The sequence below is a fragment of the Paraburkholderia saeva genome, from assembly GCF_907164555.1.
Classification (GTDB): Bacteria; Pseudomonadota; Gammaproteobacteria; order Burkholderiales; family Burkholderiaceae; genus Paraburkholderia; species Paraburkholderia saeva.
The window spans coordinates 133718-152069 of sequence record NZ_CAJQZC010000006.1 but is presented as its reverse complement, the minus strand read 5'-3'; the positions used below and the strand labels follow the sequence as shown (position 1 = coordinate 152069).

The window sequence follows — 18352 nt, the reverse complement described above, 5'->3', positions numbered from 1 at the left end:
GGCTTTTTTTATTTCTCTCTGGAGTCTTTATGGCAAGCATCCAAGCATTGCGGGAGCGTCGCGACGCACTCGCCAAGAATCTGAACAACCTGCTCGAAAACCACACCGGCGACAAGTGGGCCGCCGAGCAACAAAAGGCCTATGACGAAGGCATGGCGGAGATCGACACGATCAGCGCCGAGATCAAGCGTCACGAAGGACTGATGGCCCGCCTTGCTGCCGATGCGCTCAACGGCAAGACCGATGGTCTCGTCAATGCGACGACCAAGGTGTCGGGTGCGCAAGGCGTCGAATCGGCTGCGTTGCGCGCATACCTGACCGGTGGTATCGCTGCGATGGCGCCCGAAGATGTTACCAACCTGCGTGCGCGTCAGACGCCGGATATTCGCAACGCCATGTCGACGACGACGCCCGGCGAGGGCGGCTATACGGTGGCGACCGAATACTATCGCCAGCTGACCGAGGCGATGAAACAGTACGGCGGCATCCGCGAGCTGGCGACGGCGCTTACCACCGGCACGGGCGCGCAGATGCAGTTCCCGACTGCCGACGCCACGGCGGAGGAGGGCGAGATCGTCGGTCAGAACACGGCCGCCGACGCCGCCGATACGACCTTCGGTAACGCGTCGCTCGACGTCTACAAATATTCGTCGAAGTCGATCGCGATCCCGTTCGAGCTGATTCAGGACAGCATGTTCGACATCGAGGCGTACATTCAGGCGCTGCTCGCGATGCGTATCGGCCGCATCACCAGCCGCCACTTCATGGTAGGCACCGGCGTCAACCAGCCGCGCGGCCTGATGACGGCGGCAGCGGTCGGCGTGACGCTCGCGTCGCCTACGGACATTGGCTATGACGACCTGGTCGATCTGGAGCACAGCGTCGACCCGGCGTACCGCAGTGGCCCGAAGGTCGGCTGGGTTGTCCACGACGACACGCTGCGCCTCTTGCGCAAGGTGAAGGACGACCAAAAGCGTCCGATCTTCGTGCCGGGTTACGAGCAGGGCAATCCGGGCGGCGCACCGGACCGGCTGCTCAATCGTCCGATCAGCATCGTGCAGGAAATGCCGACCGTCGCGGCGGATGCACTGCCGGTCGCGTTCGGCGACGTGTCGAAGTACTTCATCCGCAACGTCATGGATCTGACGGTGTTCCGCATGATCGACTCGGCGTACACGCTGAAGGGTCAGGTCGGTTTCGTCGCCTTCAATCGTCAGGGCGGCAACCTGATTGATGTCGGTGGTGCGGTCAAGACGATGAAGATGGGCCCGGCGGCGTAACGGCGCTGCAGGTCGGTGCGTAGCAGGGCAAGAAGGGCACTCGCGAGGGTGCCCTTCTTTGTTAGTGAGGTAGCAATGCATCCATTCAATTTTCAGCGCGCGCGGGTAGTAGGCGGGGATGTCACGGTCACGACGCCGCCGGAGAACGAGCCGTTCGAAGTTCCGGAAGCGAAGCTGCACCTGCGCGTCGAGAGTGACGAAGGCGACGACAGTGCTGGCGATGAGGATGACGAGATCGGCCAGATGATCGTGTCGGCGCGGGAGCGGCTGGAACACCAGCTGAATCGCCCGCTCTTGCCGCAGACATGCACGGTGCGTGCCGACGGATTTCCGTCTGATCGCATCCTGCTGTGGAACGACGTCACGGAAGTGGTGAGCGTCGACTACACGGATGCCGACGGCGCCGCTCAGGTGCTACCCGCAACCGCTTTCCGGCTCGTCGATCGTGCGTACCTGGTTGCCCGCGCGACGTGGCCAGCCGGTGAAGACATCAGCGTGACGTTTAAGTGTGGCGCGTTCGCGGATCCGGAAGCGGTTCCAAAGTCACTTTGCCAGTGGATGAAGCTGCAGATCGGCACGATGTATGAGCAGCGCGAGTCGGAGACGAACGATCAGGTCTGGTCGATTCCATCGCGCTATGTCGACGGTTTGATCGACCGATACCGGATGTTGACCCTATGAGCGCCGCTCCCGGAAAAATGCGTTCGCGCATCGTGCTGCGTATTCGCACCGACGTGCCGGCCGTCGACATGGGTGTCAGCGCGAGCTATTCAGCGCAGATCAAGCGGTGGGCCGACGTGAAACCCGTCGGTGCGATTGCCTACGCCGCATCCGTGCAATCCGATGAGCGCGTGACGCATCGCATGCGCATGCGGCTCTTCGATGCTGTCACGACGCAATACGAGATCGTGTGGAACGGCTGGGTGTATCGCGTGCGTCGAGCGAAACACGAGCACTTCAAACGGATCACCACACTCGAAGTCGAGGAGCAACGCCGTGACGAATAACGCGGGCATCTATTACCACCTCGAGGGATTCGAGGGGTTCGACAAAAAGATCGACTTCAACAAGGCGAAGATCCGCGGCGCAATGCGCAAGGCCGGCAAAATCGTCCGTAACCGCGCGCGTGATGACCTGTTGAAAGGCACGTCGAATGGCGCGGGTTATCCGGCCGTTCGCAAAGGCACTTTGCGCAACAGCATCGGAATCAAGATCAGCCGTTCGGGCTTCCTCGTTCGTGTGCGGCCGGAAAAGACGCCGGGTATGGGCAAGAGCTTCTACCCCGCGTATCTGCATTACGGGGTCCGCGCGAAGTCGGGCGGGTGGCGTATCGAGCCGCATGAAAACTACATGGTCGATGCGTTGCAGCAGTCCGAGACCGAGATCGAATCGGTGTTGCGATCGGCGTTCGCTGCGGCAATCGACATCAAGTGAGGGACGCGCGATGAAAGTGACGCCTATCGTGCTGCAGCTGCGCACGTATTGCCCGTTCTTTGAGAACCGTGTCGCGGCGGCAATCGAATTTGAAGCCGCTCGCGATGAGGCGCTGCTACCTGCGCCGGCGGCGTTCGTGGTGCCGACGCACGACGATGCCGGCGAAAACCAGACGCAGAACACCACGCGGCAGGACATCACCGACGCGTTCGATGTGGTGGTCGTGATCGCCACGCAGGACGCGCGCGGGCAGTCGCGCATCGATCTGCTGCACGACGTGCGCGCGATGTTGTGGAAAGCGCTGGTTGGCTTCGAGCCGTTGCCGGACTGGAATCGGATCCAGTACGAGGGCGGCAGTCTGCTGATGATGAACCGCGAGCGAATCCTGTATCGCTTCGGCTTCTCGACCGTGTACACGCTCGGCGGCGGCAATGAACCGGAAACGTGGCACGAGCAGTTCCTCGCCGGTCTTCCGGCTTTCGAAGGCTTCACGGTGAACGTCGACTGCATCGATCCGGCCGACGCGAACCTTCATAAACCCGGCCCGGATGGGCGCATCGAGTTCACCTTTAGAGAGGATTTCAACGATGGCTAAGACGATGTATGTCAAGCCGGGCGAAGGTCGGGTCGTGCCCGATCCCGAGCGCGGCGACGAACTGCCCGCCAACGGGCGCACGGTGCCGCGAAATGTCTACTGGCGGCGTCGTGTCGCGGCACTCGACGTGATCGAGTGCGATCCGCCCGCGGTTGTGCCGGCGGCCGCAAGCGTGGTTACTCCGGCGAAGACTGTTACGCCGGTGACCGGTGATACCGACAACAAGGGGGCTCAATAATGCCAGTGAGCTTTAACAACATTCCGGCCTCCGGGTTGTATACGCCGCTTTTCTTCGCGGAGATGGACAACTCACAGGCGAACACGTCGACGGGTTCGGATAACCGGCGGCTCTTGATCGGGCAGGTGAACGACGACTCGACGAGCGAAGTCGGCAAGCTGCAGATCTGCGGCAGCGTGACCGAAGCCAAGTCGATCGGCGGTACCGGCTCGATGCTGGGCACGATGTATCAGGCGATGCGCAAGACGGACCCGGCCGGCGAGATCTGGATCGTGCCGGTGAAGCTCGCAACGGGCAGCGCAGCTGCGGGCGCGGTCGCGTTTGACGGGACCGCAACGGCAGCCGGCGTGCTCAACCTGTATATCGGCGGCAAGCGCCTGCAGGTGACGGTGCCCAAAGGCATGCTGGCGGCAGATCTCGCAAGCGCGGTCGAGACGGCGATTGCTGGCGCCATCGACATTCCGGTCACCGCTGAGGCGACCGAGAAGAGCGTGGCGCTCACGACGCGCTGGAAGGGCGAAACCGGGAACGACATTCGCATCGAGATCAACCGCAAGGGCACGGCGGGCGGCGAACGTACGCCGGCGGGCATTGCGGTCACGATCACGGCGATGGCGGATGGCGCCGGGCAACCGGACGTGGCCGACATTCTGGCCGCCGTGGGCGATGAGCCGTTCGAATTCATCTGTTCTCCGTGGAGCGACGAAAGCTCGCTCGACGATTTCCGCGAGTGGATGAACGATGTGTCGGGACGCTGGGCGTGGTCGTCGATGCTGTACGGGCATGTGTACACCGCGCGTCGAGGCGAGCTGGGCACGCTCGTCTCGGAGGGCAAGGCGCGCAACGATCAGCACGTGACCGTACACGGCTTCGAAACGGGTGTCGGTAATCCGGCGTACGAGGTCGCGGCGGCATGGGTGGGCATGACGGCCGTATTTATTTCTGCCGGCCCCGCGCGACCGACCCAGACCGGCGCGCTGATCGGTATCGATCCGGCGCCGTCCGGTCAACGCTTTCTGTTCACCGAGCGTAACTCCTTGCTGTCATACGGCACGGCGACCGCGTACTACGGGGGCGGCTATTACCGCATCGAGCGTGCGGTGACGACGTACCAGGAGAACGCGTTTGGCCAGCCGGACAACTCGTATCTGGACAGCGAGACGATGCACCAGTCCGCGTACATCATCCGGTATCTGCGCACGCGGGTGACGAGCCAGTATCCGCGTCACAGCGTCGCCGACGACGGCACGGCGTTCGGTCCGGGCGTGGCGATCGTGACGCCGAGCATGGCGCGCGCGGAAATGGTGTCGGCCTACTACGAGCTGGAGGAAGCCGGCATCGTCGAGAACGCAGACATGTTCGCGAAATATCTGATCGTCGAGCGGGATGCGAATGATCCGAACCGGTTCAATTCGCTGTTCCCGCCGGACTACGTGAACCAGTTACGCGTGTTCGCGATGCTCAACCAGTTCCGCCTGCAGTACGCGGCTGAAGCACCGGCAGCGGCCTGATTGCTGCATTGAGCGACAACTGTACGGCCCGCCTGAGTGCGGGCCGTTCTCATTCTGGAGGCCCTCATGGGTAAGAAAGTAGCCGGCACGTGCTACGTCAAGGTGGCGGGTGTGCAGCTGGAGATTACGGGCGGCGTTGAATGTCCGCTGACCGACAAGGAACGCGAGACGATCAAGCCGGGCTTCTATTCCGAAAAGGACAAGACGCCCTACGTGAAGGTCGACGCGCTTTTCACGGACGATTTTCCGATCGACACGATCATGAGCGGCACGAACATGACCGTCACGGCAGAACTGAACAACGGACGGACGTACGTGCTCAGTGGCGCGTACATCGCCGGCGATGCTGCGACGACGGGCGACGACGGCAAGGCGTCGCTCAACTTCGAAGGACGCAAGGGGAGCTGGCAATGAGTGAAAAGGTAATCAAGCTGTCCTCGCCGATTACGGCACACGGCGAGACGCTCAGTGAGCTTTCGTTGCGTGTTCCGACGCCGGCCGACGCGCGCAAGATCAAGTCGCTTCCGTACGTCATGAACGCCGACGAGTCGGTGAATCTGAACGTCGACGTGTGCGCGAAATATGTTGAGCTGCTCGCGCAGATTCCGCCGTCATCGATCGAGCAGCTCGCGATGACCGACCTCAACGCGCTGTGCTGGGAGGTCGCGGGTTTTTTTATGAGCTCGGAATCCGGGGCGTCGACGAGCTGATCGAGCGTGCCTATGACGCCGCGTGGTTCTGGCGTCTGGACCCGGAAGTCGTCATGGAACGATCCATCGTCCGCCTCGCGGAAGTGATGGGTCAGGTGGGGCGGATCATCGAAGAGGCGGGCGATGGCGGATAAATTTCAACTCAAGGCGCTGATCACCGGCGTCGACAAACTGTCGCCTGCCCTCACCGGGATTCGCAAGAATATCGCGAAGTTTCGCAAGGGGCTGAAGGATGACGGGCTGGGCGATCTCGGCTTCAAGGATCTGATCAAGGGCGGTGCGATCGCCGCACCGTTCGTCCTGGCGACGAAGGCGGCGATCGATTTCGAGTCGTCGATGGCCGACGTGCGCAAGGTGGTGAATTTCGATACGCCGAAGCAGTTTGCGCAGATGTCGACGGACATCGTCAATCTCTCGAAGAACCTGCCGATGGCGGCGGCGGATATCGCGAAGATCGTCGCGGCCGGCGGGCAGGCCGGGATCGACAAGAGCGAGCTGCCACGGTTTGCGGAAGACGCGGTCAAGATGGGTGTCGCGTTCGATCAGACCGCCGACGAAGCCGGCCAGATGATGGCGACGTGGCGTACCGCGTTCAAGTTGGGGCAGGACGAGGTTGTCACGCTGGCCGACAAGATCAACTACCTCGGCAACACGGGGCCGGCGACGGCTGCGAAGATCTCGGACGTGGTGACGCGCGTCGGGCCGCTCGGCAAGGTGGCGGGCCTCGCTTCCGGCCAGATTGCCGCGCTCGGCGCGACGTTGATCGGCGTCGGTGTGCAGCAGGACATTGCGTCGACGGGCATCAAGACTTTCATGTTGACGCTCGCGTCGGGTGCCGCTGCGACGAAGCAGCAGCAACAGATGTTCAAGGCGCTGCGGCTGAATTCGAAGTCGGTTGCGGCGGGACTGCAAAAGGATGCGCAGGGCACGATGCTCAAGGTGCTGACCGCGATCAGTAAGGTCAAGCCCGAGAAGCAGGCGGCGGTGCTGCAAACCCTGTTTGGCCGCGAGTCGATCGAGGCGATCGCGCCACTGCTCCTGAATCTGGATCTGCTGAAGAAGAACTTCGGCAAGGTGTCGGACGCGACCCAGTACGCCGGCTCGATGAATCAGGAGTATGCGTCGCGCGCGGCGACGACGGCCAATAACCTGCAGCTGATGCAAAACCGTATGAACGCGGTCGCCATCAGTGTGGGGTCCGTTCTCCTTCCGCCGCTGAATCAGTTCCTCGGCGTTATCGCGCCGCTCACGGAGGGCCTGCAGCAACTCGCGCAGGCACACCCGGGCGTCATCAAGGGTGTGCTCGGTGCCGCTGCGGCGTTCGCTGTTCTGCGGCTCGCCGTGTGGGCGACCACCAGTGGCATGAAGGCGATGATTGCGGTGTCGAATCTCACGCCGCTGGGAATCGCGGTGCGCCTGATCGCGCTCGCGGCCGGCTTCATGATCGCGAACTGGGACAAGGTCGGGCCGTTCTTTTCGAAGCTGTGGGACGGCATCCTGTCTGTGTCGAAAACGGTGTTCGGCTGGCTCACGGATGTGTTTCTCAACTTCTCGCCGCTCGGTCTTGTGATCAAGAATTGGGAGCCGATTGTCGCGTGGTTCAAGGGGATGTGGGATCGCATCAAGCCGTACGTGCAGCCGTTGATCGACGGCGCCGGCTGGGTGGCCGACAAGCTTGGTCTGGGCGGTGGCGGGGCGGGCATGTCAATCGAGACTGCTGCGGCGGCCGGTGGCTTCGACGGCACGGGTCTGGGTAACTGGGGCGCTTCGGTGCCGCAGCGTGCCGGTGCGCAGCAGCGGGTGCAGGGCGACATGGTGGTGCGCTTCGAGAATGCGCCGCCGGGCATGAGCGTCGCCAAGCCGGCCGCGTCGTCGGGGCTGACGATCACGCCGAAGGTGGGTTATCGGTCACTGGCCGGAGGGTAATGATGGGCACATGGCGAGACCGGCTGCAGCCGGCGTCGTTCCGGGGTGTGCCGTTCGACGTGGACGGCGATTCGATCGGTGCGGGGCGTCGCACGCAGACGCACGAATACGTAAAGCGTGACAAGCCGTACGTCGAGGATCTGGGACGGGCCACGCGCGACGTCGACGTGACGGGTTTTCTGATCGGCGACGATTGCTTCGAGCAGGCTGATCGTCTGCTCGAAGCGTTCGAAACCGCCGGGCCGGGCGAGCTGGTGCATCCGTGGCTCGGGCGCATGAAGGTGAGCGCGGTCGGAAAGCCCGTGTTCAAGCGTGACCGGCGAGAGGGCGGTATGGTTCGCTTCGACGTGTCGTTCGTCGAGTCGGGCGACCTGTCGTTTCCGGCGACCACGCTCAACACGTCGCAGCAGCTGGCGAGCGCATCGGACGCACTGGAGACCACGTCGAAAAGTAACTTTGCAACGCTGCTCGATGACGTCAACACGGCGCGTGTGAGCGTCGCATCGTACATGTCGTCGGCCACGAAAATGTACACCGCGTTTAGCAACAATCTGTCGCCGTTCGTGAGTGCTTTTACGGACGCCGCGCAGTTCGCGCAGTGGGTGTTGAACGCGCCCTCGCTGATTTCGGAGGAACTGTTTAGCGCCGTCGACGGAATCACGAGCTCGTTCACGGGCACGGCGAACATGCTGACGTCGGTCACGGGCATATTCGGCTCGATCGGCGATGTTGGATCCGGGTCGGCGCCAACCGGCACGGATGCGGCGGGGTTTCAGTCCGCGCTCGTGCAGGTTTCGCAGGATGCAATGCTGGTCATGGCGATGCGTGATCTGGCGACGATCACGGTGCCGGTGTCCGACGCGGCGGCATCGAGCGCCGGACCGCAGGATCCGGCATCGGTGTCGTCCGTCGATTCACAGACCGGTACCGTGCCCGTCGAGTACGACGAGGCGGGTGACGTCATCTACCCGGTTGATGTGCCGGTGATCGACGACGTGATCGCGCTGCGTGACGGGTTGGCGTCGACGATCTGGGATATGGCGCAAACCGCTTCCTATGATCGATTTCAGGCGCTCACCGCCGCGCGGCAGGCAATCACGCGGCACCTGAACGAAGTCGCCAAAAACGGCGTGCGCATTGTGACGATCCAGCCGATCGAGGCGACTCCGTCGCTGGTTCTCGCGTATCAGCGATACGGCGACGCGACGCGCGCCGATGAGATCGTGACGCGCAACCGCGTGTCGAATCCCGGCTTCGTGCCGCCCGTCGAACTGCAGGTAGCGCAAAGGTAATGCATGGACGACGCAAACAATGCCGTCACGCTGAGCGTGAACGGCAGGAACTATGGCGGGTGGAAATCGGTGTCGATCGGCGCCGGCATCGAGCGCTGCTCGCGTGACTTCAATCTGTCGGTCACGTGGAAATGGCCGGGTCAGTCGACCGCCATCGGCATCCGGCAGGGCGACCGGGCCGAAGTGCGCATTGGCAACGATCTGGTTCTGACCGGCTGGGTATATGCGTCGCCGATCCGGCACGACCGCGCGTCGATCGATCTGTCCGTCTCGGGCCGCTCGCTCACGTCCGATCTCGTCGACTGTGGCGCGAACAACAAACCGAGCCAGTGGCGCAACCAGACCGTCGCGCGCATTGTCACGGCGCTGGTCGCGCCGTACGGCATCAAGGTCATCGACCAGACCGGCGACAGTGTCACGCTTGCCGACCATACGATCCAGCCCGGCGAGACGATTTTCGAATCGATCGACCGGCTGCTGACGCTGTCGCACCTGTTCGCGACGGACGACGGTCGTGGGCGTCTCGTGATCGCGAACCCGGGAAGTGCCGGGCGTGCCGTCGACCAGCTGGTGGTCGGTGAAAACATTCTGGGCGGTGACGCGGCGCTCGACTTTTCGGGCGTGTTCTCCGAATACGTGTGCAAGGGCCAGCACGCCGGCAGTGACGACATGTATGGCGCGGCGACGAGCGAGATCTCGGCGAGCGTGTCGGACTCGCGCATCAAGCGCAAGCGCGTCAAGGTGATCCAGGAGTCGGGGAACATCACGACGGCGATGGCGAATGGACGGGTGAAGTGGGAGCGCGACAACCGCATCAGCAAGGCGCTGGCGACGACGTACAACGTGCAGGGGTGGCGGCAGTCGTCGGGCCGGCTGTGGATCCCGAACCAGATCGTGCATATCGTCGATCCGATTATCGGCTTTGACCGCGACATGCTGATCGTCGAGACGACGTACGTCGAGGGCGATCAGGGCACGACCACGACGCTCAAGGTGGCGCCGCCGGACGGATACATGCCGGAGCCGGATGACCCGCACAAGCGGCGCAAGTTGAAGAAAGGTAAAAAGGGCGACAACTTTGAATATCTGTTGCCCGCAGACTGGGAGTCGAACGGATGAATCCACGCGAGATGGCGCAACGCATTATGGGCATGCTCGTACGGGGCACGGTGTCGCGTGTCAACTCCGCCACGAAGATGCAGACGCTGCAGCTCGGGCTGCTCGCCGATGAACTGAAAGACGGCATGGAGCACTTCGAGCCGTACGGCTTTACGTCGAATCCGAAGGAGGGATCAGAAGGCATTGGCGGGTTCCTCGCTGGCGATCGCTCGCACGGCGTGGTGCTGGTGGTGGCCGATCGTCGATACCGGTTGCCGGGACTGGATGAAGGGGAGGTCGCGATTTACACCCATGAAGGCTCGAAAATCGTGATGAAGAACGGCCGGATCATCGAGGTCGAATGCGACGAATATCGCGTCGTCACGAAGAATTACAGTGTGACCGCGGACGCATACGGCGTGACGGCACAGGCGGTAGCGATCGACGCTGATACGGCACGGTCGACGTGCGCGATCGACGCGCCCGACATGGTTATTAACGGTGTAAGTCACGCCGCTCACCACCATCAGGAACACGATGGCCCGAATACCGGGGGACCGCTATGACGCTGCTGTCTGACGCCGATCGCACCGCGCTGATCGAACGGGCGGTCAATATCAGCCTCTTCACGTGGCGCCGGGCGGAGCCGGCCGACAAGCTCGACGACGACAACCGCGAGGGCTGGTGGGGTGACACCTTTCCGGCGGTCGATAACGATCGCATCGGCTCGCGTCTGTGGTTGCTGCGCCGTCGTTCTCTGGATGCGCAAGCGTTGCTCGATGCGGTTCAGTACGCGAACGAAGCGCTGCAGTGGATGATCGACGACGGGTGGGTGAGCGACGCGGCGGCCGTTGCGACGCGAACCGACACACAATCAATGCGACTTGTGGTCACGCTCGATGAGGCCACGGCATCGCCGCTGCGATTTGCTTTTGACAACGTTTGGAAGGTGATCCATGCCGTTTGACGTTCCAACCCTGCCGACGCTGATCCAGCGTGCGGTATCCGATCTGGCCGGTAGCGCATCCGACGCGTTGCGGCGCTCCGATGCACAGGCGCTCGCGCGCACGCATTCCGGCGCTGCGCACCTGGGATACGGCTATCTGAAGTGGATCTCGAAGCAGCTGTTCTCCGATACCTGCGACGAAGACATGCTGATCCGGCAGGCGAACCTGCGGCTCGATGGCGGCCGCAAGGCTGCGCAGTCGTCGACGGGCAAAGTCACTTTGTCGGGGCGTGCCACGGCGGTGGTCGACGCCGACGTGCAGATGCAGACCGAAGACCTGATCGTCTACGTCACGACCGAGTCCGCGACACTGGATGCGACCGGCGCCGGGACAATCGGAGTCAAGGCGCTGGTGCCTGGCAAATTGGGGGACCTCGACGCCGGCACCGTGCTGACCTTCGTTTCGCCGGTTGATGCCGTGTCCGATACGGCGACCGTCACGGTCGACGGCATCACGGGCGGCAGCGATCAGGAGTCAATCGAAGAGCTGCGCCAGCGTGTCAACGCGTCGTATCGCAAGCAACCCATGGGTGGCAACGTCGACGACTACGAGACGTGGGCACTGGAGGTGCCAGGCGTCACGCGCGCATGGGTGCGGCGCCGCTACATGGGGCCGGGTACCGTCGGGCTGTTCTTCGTGCGCGACGACGATGAGGATCCGTTCCCCGGTGAAGCTGAGATTGCGGCCGTGAAGACCTACGTCGAGGGCAAGCGCCCGCTCGGCGCCGAGCTGTATGTGTTGTCTCCCGTGAACAAGCCCGTGCCGTTCGTGCTGCACATTTCGCCGGATACGGGCGCGGTGCGCGCGGCCGTTAGCGCGTCGCTGCAGGATCTCATCAATAGCGAGGGAGATCTGGGCGTCACGCTGCTGCATACGCATATCGACGATGCGATCAGCCAGGCAACCGGTGAGAACGATCACGAGCTCACGGCGCCGCCCGGCAATGTGACGCTGGCGGTCAACGAATTGCCGACGTTCGGGGGCATTACATGGGAGTGAGAACGGCGGACGACTACCTGAGCGAGTTGCGGCAGTTGCTCCCTCGTGGCCCGGCATGGGATGCCGATCTGGTGCCGGATATCGATGCCGTGCTTCAGGGCCTCGCGCCGGAGTTCGCCCGGCTCGACGCGCGAGCGAATGACATGCTCGATGAAATCGATCCGGCCACGATGCGCGAGCTGGTGCCCGACTACGAGCGTCTCATGCAGCTGCCGGATCCGTGTCTGGGTGACAACCAGACATTCGACGAGCGGAAAACGGCCGTCATCCGGAGGCTGATTGGCATGGGTGGGCAGAACGCCGCGTTTTTTATCGGCGTGGCGGTCGAGCAGGGCTATCCGGCCGCCTCGGTGGTTGAGTATCGCGCGCCCCGGTTTGGGCGCGCACGCTTCGGCCATGCGCATTTCGGCACGTGGGCCGCGCAGTTCTTTTGGGAACTGCGGCTCGGGGCTCGTCTGACGGGCGGTGCGCGCTTTGGGGTGACGCTGTTTGGCGAGCGCTTCGGGCACAACCCGAACAACGGTATCGAGTGTCTTGTGCAGCGCTGGATGCCGGCGCACACGGTGGTGGATTTTGTGTATGCGACCTGACCGTCGCATTTGATCAGACAGGCGGCCTGCGGGCCGCTTTTTTATTGCCAGGAGAGTTATGGATTATCCACAGGATCCCAGCGTAGGACTCGTCGACGGCAAGTTCGTCGATGAAAACGAGGCAACGGCACAAGTCGGGTCGCTTATTCCTTCGAGCTGGGGCAACTCGGTCACCGACGAGATTATCAATGTGCAGAACGCGGCGGGCATCGAGGCCGACGAAGCGGCGCACGATCAGTTGCTGAAGGCACTTCGGAAGCTGTTCCCGGCGGTCTATTCGATCAGTGCGCTGCCCACCGAGAATATCGGCCCTGTCACGGTGATCGAGGCAGGGGAAGTGTGGTTGTGGAGCGCAAGCGCGTTTTTCACTGGATACCGCTCGCCGCTCTGCGGCCGGCCGCTCGATGGTCATACTGTCACGCCGTTGGCAAGCGAGGTCGACGCGGTGGGCGGCAACCTGAGCAAGACGGCCTACGCCGCCCTGTGGGGGTACGCTAACGAGAATAGCCTTGTCGTCACGTCGGCGAACTGGGTGGCGGGCACGCACAACTTTGTAGACAACGGCGACAACACGTTTCGCGGGCCCGATCTGCGCAACATGTTCAGGCGCTACACGGGTACTGACGCTGACACTGCAAATGCAAGAAACATGGGTTCGGCGCAGACGGACACCTTCCAGGGGCACCGGGTCGGTAACGTTCAAACCGCATCTGGCGGTTCGGCACCCACGAACCTGATCACCACCACTGTCTCCAATCAGGGAGGGAGTAATCTCACCAATGCACTCGCGGGCGTCTACGCCCAACTCGTCGCAGACACGCACGGCATGCCACGCACTGGCAATGAGACGCGGCCATTGAACACGGCTTTCCGACCCAGAATTCATATCTAAATCAGACATGAATTCGTGGCGCGTATGCGACGTTGATCGGGCGCGTGACGCCAGCGCCGCCGCTGACAACCACACCGTTTGCCCCGCCCGACGAAATGAATGTGTTTCTTGAGTTGGGGTATGCGGATATGGTCGCGATGTCGAGTCCAATACCTTGAGGTGTATTTGGGTTTGTGCAGCCAAGGACACCCATCGTGGCCGCATCGGATGGTCCGGTGTCGTACCCAGACAGTGAGCCACGCTGCCAAGAACCGAGTGCTCTTGCATTTGCAGTGAGGGCGACTCAGACATGAATTCGTGGCAAAAAGGCCGTGTTTTTCGGTCGCGTTTCGGACGCGGAATTTCCGTTGTATGGCGCGCCGATATAGCCGCTTTGATTCGCGGTCGCCAGTTGATTGTTAGGTATTGAGACCGCGAAAACTGACCCAGGTCCGGTAGAAGTTAAAAGCGCGTGATTGTGGGTCTGAAACGCGTGCGATTGCGCGCTACCAAGCGCTCTCGCATTTGCAGTGCAAATACTTTTAGGAGTTGACTATGAGCAAAACGAAAACCGTCTATCAGACCGCTCCGAACGGAGCTTACCTCTATGAAACGATTGCCAATGAGTTGCCGTTATCGCCGGGAGACTTCAACGTGCCATACGGTGCGGTCGAAGTCGCACCGCCCGTAGCCCCTGCAGGCCAGGTAGCGCAGTGGCAAGGGAACGTCTGGGCCATCGTTGCAGACAACCGTGGCGCAGCGCTGTATCGCGCCGACTCCGGCGAGCAATACGTGATCGATAGTGTGGTCGAGGTCAACGGAAGCGAGACCAGCTACAACGGTCTCGGTGCCATCCCTGCTTGGCTTACGGAAACCGCTCCGGTTACCGCAGAGACGAACTGACGTGCGCGGTCAGGCGTGACTCTCGCAACATCTGCAGCTGACGTTTCCCGAGCGGGCTACGTGCGATCTTCTGCGAAAGTTCCCATCCGTTAGGGTGGTAGTAGCGCAGGAGCATCCGCGTGTCGGTATGGCCTGTGATCTTTGCCAGTTCATGCAATTCGAAAACAGGTGCGAGCGCGCTGGTTGATTCGTGCCGGAGGTCATGGAATCTGAGGTCGTGGAAATACGCGGGATTGGGGCGTCTCGCGTGACGCCGGCAAAGCGCCTCGTAGCACTTTCGTGCGCGGCGTCTCGCGCGAATGAACGCTCTTGTCACAGAGCCAGGCCGCATCGAAAAGATACGGCCACGCAGCGGCTTGCCGACAAGCCAGCGACGCAAGGTTTCCTTCGCCAGTGGCGTTAGCGGCACGTCGCGTGCCGAGCCGTTTTTAGTATCGAGCAGTCGGACAACGCCGTGAACCAGATCAACATGTTCACGCTGGATACCGCATATCTCCGATCGGCGCATGCATGATTCCGATGCAACTGTGACGATAACTGGAAGCTCGACGGATCGGGTCGACTGGATGATCCAGTCGAGCTCTTCGCGCGGGCAGTCCGCTTCGGAGATGCCGCGAAGTTGTATCCGGTCGAACAGCCGGCGGTCACGTGCATCGTTGACAGTCGGCCGTCGCACGAGTTGCACGGGGTTTGCCAGCTCTGTCCAACCCCAGTCTTTGCGCAGCACGGTGTAGACGTGAGACAGAAAGGCGAGTCGCCTGACGACCGTCGAAGCGGCTTTCGTTTCGGCCCATGCGTCGCGGATCTCGATCAGGTCGGTGTTGCGGATGCGATTAATCGGTCGGCCAGCGAGTCTCGTGGCCAGCCATGTCCGCGCGATTGACTGCTCCGCGATCAACCCCTTCTTGAGTACAGACACTTCGCGCAGATAGCGGTCAATGATAGCGGCGAGTGTGGGAACGATGGGGTTGCGCAGGCGAGTCAGTTTCATGACGAAAAGCCGCGATTATGGTTCAGATTTAAAAAAACAGCAGGAGCACAACCAGTCACCCTCGGGTGGCTTTTTTTTGCCGCTCGCAAAGTGGCTTTTCATTCATCGGGGAGGCAAATGCCAGAAGACCAGATGCCGGAGATTCCCAGCGAACTCCTGCAACGCCTGCAGTTGAAACAGGAAGATGTCGAGGATCTCTCGAAATATTTCGCGGCGTCCCTGCGCGCGCACATGCGTAACGATTTCTATCGGGACGTTGGCAAGGGCGCCTTTGGGCTCATCCGCAAGTTCTTCATCGTGATCCTGCTCTATCTCGCGTGGAAGGGCTCAGGCGCTGATCACGGGTGGGTTGAGCCGCTTCGCAAGTTCTTCATGGGGTAGGACATGAAACCGGAAGACTTCATTGCAGCCATTGCTCCGGCTGCGCAGCTGTCCGCCGCCCGCACGCGGATTCCGGTCAGCTTCACCGTCGCGCAGGCTGCGCTCGAATCCAGCTGGGGCGCGTCGCGATCTGCGCAGATCGGCTTCAACCTGTTCGGTATCAAGGCTGACGCGAGCTGGAAAGGCCCGACGTTCACATTGCCGACGACAGAGTATGTCGCCGGCAAGCGCGTGACCGTGCAGGCGAGATGGCGGCAGTACAACAGCTGGTTCGCCAGCATCGAAGACCACGCGCGCTTCCTGCTTGAGAATCCGCGCTACAAGCCGGCGTTTGCCTGCGCGGACGGCCCGTCGTTCGCGCAGGCGGTTCAAGAGGCCGGTTACGCAACCGATCCGCAGTACGCGATGAAGCTCGTCGCGATCATCACAGGCCGGAAGCTGAACCAGTTCGACGAGCCGGTTGTCGCGATCTGAGTTGTCTTGCATCCGGCAGTTACCGATCCGCCTTTGTGCGGATTTTTTTATTTGAGGAGCCCCAGATGAATGAATTGACCAAGCCCATATCGGTGGGTCTGCTGCTCGCGTTTATCGCGGCAATGGACCTGCTGCACATCAACGATCCGGAGCTGCGCTACGCGTGCTTTGGCCTAATCAGCCTGATCACCGGCTGGCATGCGGTCACGAACCGGCGTGCGATCGCGGGCGCGACGCCGGTGCCGTCGGCCGGGTATGTGCCGGTCGCTCGCGCGATGCCGGCTCCCCCGACGCCGTCCGCACAATGATCCGCACCATGTTGTGCCTGTCGCTCGTCTGTGTGTTGTCCGGCTGTATGAACCTGTACGCCGGCATCACGCAGTACGCGGTCAAACCGTTTTACGACACGGCATCGCAATCGGTCATCTGTTGTGAGGCGAAGGTCACGTCTGGCAAGAACGCCGGATCTGTCGTCGCACATATCACGAAGGCCGGAGACACCGTGACCGTCGATCTGACGGAGCAGGGCGTCGACGCTTCATCGAGCATCGCGGCCGCCGGCGCAACGGTGTCCGACGTCGCTGACGCTGTCTCCAATGCGGCCGTCTCGGCCGTGAAAATCCTCCACTAGGGAATCCACTATGAAACGCTCCATCATGCTGCTCGCGGCAGGGCTCGTCGCGTCCATCGCATTCGGCGGCTGCACTTCGCTGCAACAACAAACCGTCGCAACGCTCGCTGCGGGTGCGCAGAAGCACGCGAAGGACGCGTGCGCCATCGTTCAGCCTGTGCTGCTCAACCTGCGGGCGTCGTTGTCAGGCGACGATGCCGTCGCGCAACTCACAGATGACAACGGCGACCTTTGCAAGGCCGTGGCGTCGCTCGATCCAGCGAACGTAAGCTCGCTGGTCAATACGGCGATCCCGGAGATGATTGGTCTCGTCGCGCTACTGCCTGTCGATCCCGGCACGGCGACTACTATCCGGATCTCGCTCGGTGCCGCGTCGCTCGCGCTGTCGAACTGGCTTGTTGTCTATGGCACGCCTGTCGCGCCGATTCCCGCGAGCGAGGCTATTGCGTCGTGAGTGCTTTCCTGACGCGCCTGGCGATGGAAAACGCCACCGGGCTCGACGACGGGAGGTGGGTCCTGACGGCGCCGTTGATCTATCAATCCGACGTGGCCGGCACGACGTTCACCGTGCCCGTCGGCTTCGAGACCGACCTAGCGAGCGTGCCACGGATCCCGTTGGCGTACTGGCTGGCCGGCGGCACGAGCAACGAGGCGAGCGTGGTGCATGACTTCCTCTACACAACGCGGCCGGTGGCGCGCGTGCTCGCCGATGCAGTGCTGAAGGAAGCATCGGCCGTCACGGGTGTGCCGGCGTGGCGCCGATGGTTGATGTGGATTGGGGTGCGTATTGGCGGCGGATCGCATTGGAGGCCCGATCGCGCCACAGCCTGATGCTTGTGGCCCGCGATCGATGCGGGCCACTCGTCCGGCTTTTCACCTTCTCGGAAGCGGCGCGCGCATTTTGCGCTTCGTTTCCTCGCTCATCTCGACCGGCGCATAGATCCGTCCGACGCGCTGTATCTCCTCTTGCAGGCGGCGTCGTAGTGCGCGAAGCAGATCCCGGCGTCTGTCGGGATCGGGGGTGTCTTCTTCCGCTCTCCGGCAAGCCACCTCGACGAGCATTCGCAGCTCCGCGACCGCGTAGCGCTGCGCCTGGACCTCCAGTATGAGCCGCCGGATGTCTTTGTTGCGGTACTGGCGCCACCACGACTGGAGTTCGTCGTAGGCGGGGGGATCAAATTGAGGTAGGGCCATATTGCACCGCTGATACTGTATGAATATACAGTAATACATTACCTCAAAATGCCCATTGAGGTATCGCGGCAGCATCACTTCAGCCGGTCGCGCCGGCTTTCAAAGTTGCTTTGACCGTGCTTTGCGGCGCGGGAGAAGACAGGGCGACGGCGAGTATGTTTGCGCATTCTCGTCGCCGCCTTTCCACTGCTATTGCCAGTGAATTAGCCAAGGCCCTGCTACCTACC

The 18352-nt window shown here is 62.2% G+C and carries 26 protein-coding genes; 24 read left to right on the top strand and 2 right to left on the bottom strand.

Translation table 11 applies throughout. The annotated features are described in order from the left end of the window. The first annotated feature begins 29 nt into the window (after positions 1-29). The 18 genes from LPA36_RS17710 (at position 30) to LPA36_RS17625 (ending at position 14454) form a co-directional block, all read left to right on the top strand. Entirely contained in the window at positions 30-1280 is a 1251-nt protein-coding gene (locus LPA36_RS17710; protein ID WP_228879312.1) for a phage major capsid protein, read from the top strand. 75 nt (positions 1281-1355) lie between these two features. Then, a complete protein-coding gene (locus LPA36_RS17705) occupies positions 1356-1961 on the top strand; it encodes a head-tail connector protein (protein WP_228879309.1) in 606 nt (201 codons plus the stop codon). After that, positions 1958-2287 carry a phage head completion protein gene (locus LPA36_RS17700; protein WP_228879306.1) on the top strand — a complete coding sequence of 110 codons (330 nt, stop codon included), beginning with the start codon at positions 1958-1960 and terminating at the stop codon, positions 2285-2287. Before LPA36_RS17705 ends, LPA36_RS17700 begins: the two co-directional genes overlap by 4 nt. After that, positions 2277-2714 carry a hypothetical protein gene (locus LPA36_RS17695; protein WP_228879297.1) on the top strand — a complete coding sequence of 146 codons (438 nt, stop codon included), beginning with the start codon at positions 2277-2279 and terminating at the stop codon, positions 2712-2714. Before LPA36_RS17700 ends, LPA36_RS17695 begins: the two co-directional genes overlap by 11 nt. A gap of 10 nt (positions 2715-2724) precedes the next feature. Next, positions 2725-3309 carry a phage tail terminator protein gene (locus LPA36_RS17690; protein WP_228879295.1) on the top strand — a complete coding sequence of 195 codons (585 nt, stop codon included), beginning with the start codon at positions 2725-2727 and terminating at the stop codon, positions 3307-3309. Continuing rightward, complete coding sequence (locus tag LPA36_RS17685) at positions 3302-3547, top strand: DUF2635 domain-containing protein (RefSeq protein WP_228879294.1); 246 nt, start codon at positions 3302-3304, stop codon at positions 3545-3547. The genes LPA36_RS17690 and LPA36_RS17685 overlap by 8 nt, the downstream gene beginning before the upstream one ends. After that, entirely contained in the window at positions 3547-5058 is a 1512-nt protein-coding gene (locus tag LPA36_RS17680) for a phage tail sheath subtilisin-like domain-containing protein (protein ID WP_228879292.1), read from the top strand. Before LPA36_RS17685 ends, LPA36_RS17680 begins: the two co-directional genes overlap by 1 nt. Positions 5059-5124: 66 nt before the next feature. After that, positions 5125-5472 (top strand): phage tail tube protein, encoded by a 348-nt coding sequence (locus LPA36_RS17675; RefSeq protein WP_228879289.1) that lies wholly within the window; start codon positions 5125-5127, stop codon positions 5470-5472. After that, positions 5469-5768: a phage tail assembly protein gene (locus LPA36_RS17670; protein WP_228879286.1), complete on the top strand. Its 300-nt coding sequence runs from the start codon at positions 5469-5471 to the stop codon at positions 5766-5768. The genes LPA36_RS17675 and LPA36_RS17670 overlap by 4 nt, the downstream gene beginning before the upstream one ends. A gap of 123 nt (positions 5769-5891) precedes the next feature. Beyond that, positions 5892-7694, top strand: coding sequence for a phage tail tape measure protein (locus LPA36_RS17665; RefSeq protein WP_228879284.1), 1803 nt, complete (start codon positions 5892-5894; stop codon positions 7692-7694). Further along, complete coding sequence (locus tag LPA36_RS17660) at positions 7694-8986, top strand: DNA circularization protein (protein ID WP_228879282.1); 1293 nt, start codon at positions 7694-7696, stop codon at positions 8984-8986. Before LPA36_RS17665 ends, LPA36_RS17660 begins: the two co-directional genes overlap by 1 nt. A 3-nt stretch (positions 8987-8989) precedes the next feature. Then, a complete protein-coding gene (locus LPA36_RS17655; RefSeq protein WP_228879279.1) occupies positions 8990-10105 on the top strand; it encodes a phage baseplate assembly protein in 1116 nt (371 codons plus the stop codon). After that, positions 10102-10650: a phage baseplate assembly protein V gene (locus tag LPA36_RS17650; protein WP_228879277.1), complete on the top strand. Its 549-nt coding sequence runs from the start codon at positions 10102-10104 to the stop codon at positions 10648-10650. The genes LPA36_RS17655 and LPA36_RS17650 overlap by 4 nt, the downstream gene beginning before the upstream one ends. Then, positions 10647-11051, top strand: a complete 405-nt coding sequence (locus LPA36_RS17645) for a phage GP46 family protein (RefSeq protein ID WP_228879274.1) — start codon at positions 10647-10649, stop codon at positions 11049-11051. The genes LPA36_RS17650 and LPA36_RS17645 overlap by 4 nt, the downstream gene beginning before the upstream one ends. Beyond that, positions 11041-12090 (top strand): baseplate J/gp47 family protein, encoded by a 1050-nt coding sequence (locus LPA36_RS17640; RefSeq protein ID WP_228879272.1) that lies wholly within the window; start codon positions 11041-11043, stop codon positions 12088-12090. Before LPA36_RS17645 ends, LPA36_RS17640 begins: the two co-directional genes overlap by 11 nt. Then, positions 12081-12680, top strand: coding sequence for a YmfQ family protein (locus LPA36_RS17635; protein ID WP_228879269.1), 600 nt, complete (start codon positions 12081-12083; stop codon positions 12678-12680). The genes LPA36_RS17640 and LPA36_RS17635 overlap by 10 nt, the downstream gene beginning before the upstream one ends. 58 nt (positions 12681-12738) lie before the next feature. Continuing rightward, positions 12739-13572 (top strand): phage tail protein, encoded by an 834-nt coding sequence (locus tag LPA36_RS17630; protein WP_228879266.1) that lies wholly within the window; start codon positions 12739-12741, stop codon positions 13570-13572. Between the two features lie 534 nt (positions 13573-14106). Continuing rightward, a complete protein-coding gene (locus LPA36_RS17625) occupies positions 14107-14454 on the top strand; it encodes a phage tail protein (RefSeq protein WP_228879263.1) in 348 nt (115 codons plus the stop codon). On the opposite strand, the gene LPA36_RS17620 is transcribed toward LPA36_RS17625, so the two are convergent. Then, positions 14435-15445: a tyrosine-type recombinase/integrase gene (locus tag LPA36_RS17620; protein ID WP_228879262.1), complete on the bottom strand. Its 1011-nt coding sequence runs from the start codon at positions 15443-15445 to the stop codon at positions 14435-14437. The two genes, LPA36_RS17625 and LPA36_RS17620, sit on opposite strands and share 20 nt — an antisense overlap. Positions 15446-15562: 117 nt before the next feature. On the opposite strand from LPA36_RS17620, the gene LPA36_RS17615 reads away from it, so the two are divergent. From LPA36_RS17615 to LPA36_RS17590, 6 genes are all read left to right on the top strand, one after another. Then, entirely contained in the window at positions 15563-15826 is a 264-nt protein-coding gene (locus tag LPA36_RS17615) for a hypothetical protein (protein WP_228879259.1), read from the top strand. A gap of 3 nt (positions 15827-15829) precedes the next feature. Further along, positions 15830-16300 (top strand): glycoside hydrolase family 73 protein, encoded by a 471-nt coding sequence (locus LPA36_RS17610; protein ID WP_228879255.1) that lies wholly within the window; start codon positions 15830-15832, stop codon positions 16298-16300. 65 nt (positions 16301-16365) lie between these two features. After that, on the top strand, positions 16366-16608 hold the full coding sequence (locus tag LPA36_RS17605; RefSeq protein ID WP_228879253.1) for a hypothetical protein: 243 nt from the start codon (positions 16366-16368) through the stop codon (positions 16606-16608). A gap of 8 nt (positions 16609-16616) precedes the next feature. Next, positions 16617-16931 (top strand): hypothetical protein, encoded by a 315-nt coding sequence (locus LPA36_RS17600; protein WP_228879250.1) that lies wholly within the window; start codon positions 16617-16619, stop codon positions 16929-16931. A 10-nt stretch (positions 16932-16941) separates the two neighbouring features. After that, a complete protein-coding gene (locus tag LPA36_RS17595; protein WP_228879247.1) occupies positions 16942-17385 on the top strand; it encodes a hypothetical protein in 444 nt (147 codons plus the stop codon). Then, positions 17382-17762 carry a DUF1353 domain-containing protein gene (locus LPA36_RS17590; RefSeq protein ID WP_228879245.1) on the top strand — a complete coding sequence of 127 codons (381 nt, stop codon included), beginning with the start codon at positions 17382-17384 and terminating at the stop codon, positions 17760-17762. The genes LPA36_RS17595 and LPA36_RS17590 overlap by 4 nt, the downstream gene beginning before the upstream one ends. 42 nt (positions 17763-17804) lie before the next feature. Here the strand turns inward: LPA36_RS17590 and LPA36_RS17585 are convergent, their stop codons facing one another. After that, complete coding sequence (locus LPA36_RS17585; RefSeq protein ID WP_228879241.1) at positions 17805-18125, bottom strand: hypothetical protein; 321 nt, start codon at positions 18123-18125, stop codon at positions 17805-17807. Positions 18126-18352: the final 227 nt, after the last annotated feature.

Excerpts from the sequence above, each read along its gene's own strand:
- LPA36_RS17690 (WP_228879295.1), top strand. The coding sequence starts at position 2,725 with ATGAAAGTGACGCCTATCGTGCTGCAGCTGCGCACGTATTGCCCGTTC.
- LPA36_RS17610 (WP_228879255.1), top strand. The coding sequence starts at position 15,830 with ATGAAACCGGAAGACTTCATTGCAGCCATTGCTCCGGCTGCGCAGCTG.
- LPA36_RS17635 (WP_228879269.1), top strand. The coding sequence starts at position 12,081 with ATGGGAGTGAGAACGGCGGACGACTACCTGAGCGAGTTGCGGCAGTTG.
- LPA36_RS17645 (WP_228879274.1), top strand. The coding sequence starts at position 10,647 with ATGACGCTGCTGTCTGACGCCGATCGCACCGCGCTGATCGAACGGGCG.
- LPA36_RS17680 (WP_228879292.1), top strand. The coding sequence starts at position 3,547 with ATGCCAGTGAGCTTTAACAACATTCCGGCCTCCGGGTTGTATACGCCG.
- LPA36_RS17665 (WP_228879284.1), top strand. The coding sequence starts at position 5,892 with ATGGCGGATAAATTTCAACTCAAGGCGCTGATCACCGGCGTCGACAAA.
- LPA36_RS17660 (WP_228879282.1), top strand. The coding sequence starts at position 7,694 with ATGATGGGCACATGGCGAGACCGGCTGCAGCCGGCGTCGTTCCGGGGT.
- LPA36_RS17705 (WP_228879309.1), top strand. The coding sequence starts at position 1,356 with ATGCATCCATTCAATTTTCAGCGCGCGCGGGTAGTAGGCGGGGATGTC.
- LPA36_RS17620 (WP_228879262.1), bottom strand. The coding sequence starts at position 15,445 with ATGAAACTGACTCGCCTGCGCAACCCCATCGTTCCCACACTCGCCGCT.
- LPA36_RS17625 (WP_228879263.1), top strand. The coding sequence starts at position 14,107 with ATGAGCAAAACGAAAACCGTCTATCAGACCGCTCCGAACGGAGCTTAC.
- LPA36_RS17595 (WP_228879247.1), top strand. The coding sequence starts at position 16,942 with ATGAAACGCTCCATCATGCTGCTCGCGGCAGGGCTCGTCGCGTCCATC.
- LPA36_RS17685 (WP_228879294.1), top strand. The coding sequence starts at position 3,302 with ATGGCTAAGACGATGTATGTCAAGCCGGGCGAAGGTCGGGTCGTGCCC.
- LPA36_RS17710 (WP_228879312.1), top strand. The coding sequence starts at position 30 with ATGGCAAGCATCCAAGCATTGCGGGAGCGTCGCGACGCACTCGCCAAG.
- LPA36_RS17605 (WP_228879253.1), top strand. The coding sequence starts at position 16,366 with ATGAATGAATTGACCAAGCCCATATCGGTGGGTCTGCTGCTCGCGTTT.
- LPA36_RS17670 (WP_228879286.1), top strand. The coding sequence starts at position 5,469 with ATGAGTGAAAAGGTAATCAAGCTGTCCTCGCCGATTACGGCACACGGC.
- LPA36_RS17650 (WP_228879277.1), top strand. The coding sequence starts at position 10,102 with ATGAATCCACGCGAGATGGCGCAACGCATTATGGGCATGCTCGTACGG.
- LPA36_RS17655 (WP_228879279.1), top strand. The coding sequence starts at position 8,990 with ATGGACGACGCAAACAATGCCGTCACGCTGAGCGTGAACGGCAGGAAC.
- LPA36_RS17600 (WP_228879250.1), top strand. The coding sequence starts at position 16,617 with ATGTTGTGCCTGTCGCTCGTCTGTGTGTTGTCCGGCTGTATGAACCTG.
- LPA36_RS17675 (WP_228879289.1), top strand. The coding sequence starts at position 5,125 with ATGGGTAAGAAAGTAGCCGGCACGTGCTACGTCAAGGTGGCGGGTGTG.
- LPA36_RS17700 (WP_228879306.1), top strand. The coding sequence starts at position 1,958 with ATGAGCGCCGCTCCCGGAAAAATGCGTTCGCGCATCGTGCTGCGTATT.
- LPA36_RS17640 (WP_228879272.1), top strand. The coding sequence starts at position 11,041 with ATGCCGTTTGACGTTCCAACCCTGCCGACGCTGATCCAGCGTGCGGTA.
- LPA36_RS17585 (WP_228879241.1), bottom strand. The coding sequence starts at position 18,125 with ATGGCCCTACCTCAATTTGATCCCCCCGCCTACGACGAACTCCAGTCG.
- LPA36_RS17630 (WP_228879266.1), top strand. The coding sequence starts at position 12,739 with ATGGATTATCCACAGGATCCCAGCGTAGGACTCGTCGACGGCAAGTTC.
- LPA36_RS17615 (WP_228879259.1), top strand. The coding sequence starts at position 15,563 with ATGCCAGAAGACCAGATGCCGGAGATTCCCAGCGAACTCCTGCAACGC.